Source organism: Barnesiella sp. CU968 (genome assembly GCF_905219685.1).
GTDB lineage: Bacteria > Bacteroidota > Bacteroidia > Bacteroidales > Muribaculaceae > Lepagella > Lepagella muris_A.
Genome location: NZ_CAJMXD010000240.1, coordinates 1 through 4,657, shown reverse-complemented (window position 1 = coordinate 4,657; position 4,657 = coordinate 1). Strand labels below are relative to the sequence as shown.

The 4,657-nt window shown below is 48.0% G+C and carries 6 protein-coding genes; all 6 read left to right on the top strand.

What is annotated here, in order from left to right; all coding sequences use genetic code 11:
- Positions 1 to 402: Rnf-Nqr domain containing protein (locus tag JX312_RS09480; RefSeq protein ID WP_204457824.1), on the top strand; the 402-nt coding region annotated here is incomplete at its 5' end.
- A 30-nt stretch (positions 403 to 432) separates the two neighbouring features.
- Complete coding sequence (nqrF, locus tag JX312_RS09475; protein WP_204457825.1) at positions 433 to 1,707, top strand: NADH:ubiquinone reductase (Na(+)-transporting) subunit F; 1,275 nt, start codon at positions 433 to 435, stop codon at positions 1,705 to 1,707.
- Positions 1,708 to 1,736: 29 nt separating this feature from the next.
- Positions 1,737 to 3,017, top strand: coding sequence for a serine hydroxymethyltransferase (gene glyA, locus JX312_RS09470; protein WP_204457823.1), 1,281 nt, complete (start codon positions 1,737 to 1,739; stop codon positions 3,015 to 3,017).
- 18 nt (positions 3,018 to 3,035) lie between these two features.
- Positions 3,036 to 3,692: a dethiobiotin synthase gene (gene bioD / locus JX312_RS09465; RefSeq protein ID WP_128708049.1), complete on the top strand. Its 657-nt coding sequence runs from the start codon at positions 3,036 to 3,038 to the stop codon at positions 3,690 to 3,692.
- Positions 3,693 to 3,712: 20 nt separating this feature from the next.
- A complete protein-coding gene (locus tag JX312_RS09460; protein WP_128708048.1) occupies positions 3,713 to 4,354 on the top strand; it encodes a 3'-5' exonuclease in 642 nt (213 codons plus the stop codon).
- 3 nt (positions 4,355 to 4,357) lie between these two features.
- Positions 4,358 to 4,561, top strand: coding sequence for a hypothetical protein (locus JX312_RS09455; RefSeq protein WP_123407636.1), 204 nt, complete (start codon positions 4,358 to 4,360; stop codon positions 4,559 to 4,561).
- Positions 4,562 to 4,657 lie beyond the last annotated feature (96 nt).

The following is a 4,657-nucleotide window of genomic DNA, read 5'->3' as shown; positions in this document are numbered from 1 at the left end:
GGTGAAGAATATGCGCCTGCTGATCTCTCTTTTCTCGGATTGATAATGTTCATAGCCGTTATCGCCGCATTGGTTCAGATTCTGGAGATGGTGATTGAGAAGTATTCTCCGGGACTTTACAATTCGCTTGGTATATTCCTTCCTCTTATAGCGGTCAACTGCGCGATACTCGGTGCAGTCCTGTTCATGCAGCAGCGTGAATTCACCAACGCATGGACAGCTACAGTCTATGGTGCCGGTTCCGGAATAGGCTGGCTCCTTGCCATCACCTGCCTTGCGGCGATACGCGAACGGCTTGACTACAGCAACGTCCCCGCCCCGCTGCGCGGCATCGGAATAACTTTCATCATCACCGGACTCATGGGCATAGCATTCATGAGCTTCCTCGGAATCAAACTGTAATAGAAAATGGCAATGTATTCACTCAATATGATTCAATGGAACAACGTTGTGGCAGCTTCGTTGATATTCCTCATCATTGTGCTGGTTCTGGTCATCGTGCTTTTAGTGGCTAAAAGATGGCTTGTCAACAGCGGCGAAGTAGCAATTTCCATCAACGAGGGGAAAAAGATGATTCACGCCGAAGGGGGCAAAAGCCTTCTTGCCACACTTGGAGAAAACGGTGTGCATCTCTCGTCGGCATGCGGCGGAAAAGGAAGCTGCGGTCAGTGCAAGCTGCAGGTGACATCAGGCGGCGGCGACATGCTGCCTACTGAAGCGGTGCACTTCACACGCCGGGAAATCAAAGACAACTGGAGACTCGGATGCCAGGTCAAGGTAAAGGGTGACATGGAAATAAAAGTTTCCGAAGCCGCACTCGAAGTCAAGGAATGGGAATGCGAGGTGATCTCAAACAAGAATGTAGCCACATTCATCAAGGAATTTATCGTACGTCTGCCGGAAGGTGAGCATATGAACTTCATTCCCGGATCATATGCACAGATACGGATTCCGAAATATACGATGGATTACGACAAAGACATCGACAAAAAGCTCATAGGAGAGGAATATATTCCGGCTTGGCAGCAATTCGGACTGTTCTCTCTCAAAGCCGCGAACGACGAAGAGACGGTGCGTGCTTATTCAATGGCTAATTATCCCGAAGAAGGCGACCGCATAATGCTCACCGTCCGCATAGCCACTCCTCCTTTCAAACCAAGACCTCAGGTCGGCTTTCAGGATGTGCCGGCGGGCATAGCGTCGTCTTACATCTTCTCGCTAAAACCTGGCGACAAAGTGATGATGAGCGGTCCTTATGGAGATTTCCACCCTATTGTGGATTCCAAGGCGGAAATGATCTGGGTAGGAGGTGGTGCCGGAATGGCGCCTCTTCGCGCACAGATAATGTGGATGACAAAAACACTGCGTACCACAGACCGCAAGATGAGTTATTTCTACGGAGCGAGAGCACTCAACGAAGTCTTCTATCTTGAAGATTTCCTGCAGCTTGAAAAAGAATTCCCCAACTTCAGCTTCCACCTTGCACTTGACCGACCCGATCCGGCGGCTGATGCGGCAGGCGTGAAATACACACCAGGCTTCGTTCATAATGTCATGTACGAGACATACTTAAAAGACCACGAGGCTCCTGAAGACATACAGTATTATATGTGCGGTCCCGGCCCCATGAGCAATGCTGTGAACAACATGCTCTACAACCTTGGTGTCGAACCAGAAAGCATACATTATGACAATTTTGGAGGATAACCTTGGATCATCATACTAATATTTTAATCATGAAAAGAGACAACGAAATTTTTGACATCATTGATCGCGAGCATCTGCGTCAGCGTCGTGGAATCGAACTCATAGCCAGCGAGAACTTTGTAAGCGATGAGGTTATGCGCGCAATGGGTTCCTGCCTGACAAATAAATATGCAGAAGGATATCCGGCACACCGTTATTACGGAGGTTGCCAAGTGGTTGACGAGGCTGAAAACCTCGCAATAGAACGCGCCAAAAAGCTTTTCGATGCTGAATGGGCAAACGTGCAGCCTCATAGTGGAGCGCAGGCAAACATGGCTGTATTCATGGCATGTCTTCAGCCTGGCGACAAGTTCATGGGCATGGACCTCAGCCATGGCGGTCACCTCAGCCACGGAAGCCCCGTAAACTTCTCAGGACTTATGTTCGAGCCGATCAGCTATACCGTACGCGTTGAAGACGGCAGAGTCAACTACGAAGAGATGGAAGAGAAAGCTCGCGCGGAGCGTCCTAAACTCATCATCGCCGGTGCCAGCGCCTATAGCCGCGAATGGGATTATGCCCGCATACGCAAGATCGCTGACGAGATCGGCGCGATATTTATGGTTGACATGGCTCACCCCGCCGGACTTATTGCCGCCGGACTACTTGAAAATCCGGTGAAGCACGCACATGTTGTGACAACTACCACCCACAAGACCCTTCGCGGTCCCCGTGGCGGACTCATTTTGATGGGTAAAGATTTCGACAATCCGTGGGGCAAGAAGACTCCCAAGGGTGAAATCAAGAAGATGTCCGCCCTTCTGGATTCCGCTGTGTTCCCCGGCGTGCAAGGCGGTCCGTTGGAGCATGTGATCGCAGCAAAGGCTGTGGCTTTCGGTGAAGCTCTCCAACCGGAATGGAAAGAATACGCCCTGCAGGTAAAGAAAAACGCACAGGCACTTGCCGCGGCACTTATCAAACGTGGCTACAAGATTATTTCCGACGGAACAGACAACCACTGTATGCTCGTTGACCTGCGCCCGAAATTCCCGGAGATGAGCGGCAAGAAAGCGGAACGCGTGCTCGTGGAAGCAGACATCACGGCAAACAAGAATATGGTGCCCTATGACACCCGCAGTCCTTTCCTCACCAGCGGTCTCCGCTTCGGCACGGCTGCAATCACCACACGTGGTGCCAAAGAGGAGCTGATGGAGACTATCGCCGAACTGATAGACACCGTCCTCTGCAATGCAGATGATGAGAATGTAATCACAGAGGTTCGTCAGAAAGTGAACGACATGATGAATGACTATCCCATGTTCGCATGGTAGTTTAGAAGTCCGTACTTAATGAATTTTAAAGACATAAAATTTCCTTCCCGCATATTCATTACGGGAATAGACACGGATGCAGGCAAAAGTTATGCCACGGGCTGGATTGCCCGTGGCATGATTGATGCCGGAATTAACGTGGTCACACAAAAATTCGTGCAGACAGGAAACACGGATTTCAGTGAGGATATTGACATACACCGTAAACTTATGGGCACAGGTATGCTGCCGGAAGACAGGCTTCACACCACTGCCCCTGAAATATTCACATATCCGGCATCCCCTGATCTCGCAGCCCGAATTGACGGCAGGGAACTGGATCTGAATGCTATCTCCGATGCCACCGATGCTCTTGAAGAGAAATACGGCAACGTCCTTATAGAAGGTGCCGGCGGACTTATGGTGCCGCTCAAGGGGGAATACCTCACTATTGACTACATGTGCGAACACAACCTTCCGGCAATCCTCGTGACAAACGGCAGACTCGGCTCCATCAACCATACCCTCTTGGCATTGTCGGCATTACGCAACGCGGGGATACGGCTGTTTGCCGTTATTTATAACTCACATTTCGATAAAGACAAAATAATTTGCGAAGACACACGTAATTATATAAGGCAATGGCTTGACAGGCATTTTCCCGATGCCTTATATCTTGAAATGCCCTCTCTCTGAATTACCAATTGCAATACAACATGGAAGAGACAAAAAAAATAGTCAGCATATCAAAAGAGGAGCTTGCCACTCTTCCGGCTGCTTCCTATCAGGGCAATATCATATTGGTTGACTCGGAAGAAGATGTATCCAAGGCTATAGAAACATTGTCGAAAGAGAGAATTATCGGCTTTGATACAGAAACTAAGCCAAGCTTCAGAAGAGGTCAGTCAAACAAGGTAGCCCTCCTTCAATTAGCATCTGACACTACATGCTATCTGTTCCGGATTAACCGCACAGGTCTGACAGAACCTATAAGGCAACTACTTGAAAATGACAGCATAATAAAAGTAGGATTGTCTATCCACGACGATTTCCACAATCTCAACAAGATATGTGAACTTTCACCATGTGGATTCATTGACCTCCAACAATATGTGAAAGATTACATGATAGTCGACAACAGCCTTTCCCGCATATACGGCATTCTTTTTGACCAACGTATATCCAAAGGGCAACGACTGACCAACTGGGAAGCTGATGAACTTTCTGAACACCAGCAAGCCTATGCAGCATTAGACGCTTTGGCTTGCATCCGGATATACAACCATTTGAACTCCGGTAAATTCAACCCTTTGACATCTCGTCACCTTAAAGACGCTCCCGAACCGGAAACACATTAAAAAATGGAAAAACGCAAAAAAATAAAGAAATCAGTTTGGTTGCCTGCCATACTTGCATTGTATTTTATCTGCATGGCAATATTCTTCGGTCCGGAACTAATCCGCAACGGGGAGAGCACCCGTTTCATTACAGTCTCCGTGATTGAGGTCGTTATAATCATAGCCTGCCATTTCTTCTACAAACATCGCGAACGAAATAATTTTTGATTATTAGTTTTAAGAGTGGGTTTACTTTTAACACGAATTAAAGCTAAATACGTTTCTTGAAATTCTTTAAGTCATCATAAAGTGTCTTTGTGGTGC

Coding starts and splice junctions, on each gene's coding strand:
- glyA (WP_204457823.1), top strand. CDS start 1,737: ATGAAAAGAGACAACGAAATTTTTGACATCATTGATCGCGAGCATCTG.
- bioD (WP_128708049.1), top strand. CDS start 3,036: ATGAATTTTAAAGACATAAAATTTCCTTCCCGCATATTCATTACGGGA.
- JX312_RS09460 (WP_128708048.1), top strand. CDS start 3,713: ATGGAAGAGACAAAAAAAATAGTCAGCATATCAAAAGAGGAGCTTGCC.
- JX312_RS09455 (WP_123407636.1), top strand. CDS start 4,358: ATGGAAAAACGCAAAAAAATAAAGAAATCAGTTTGGTTGCCTGCCATA.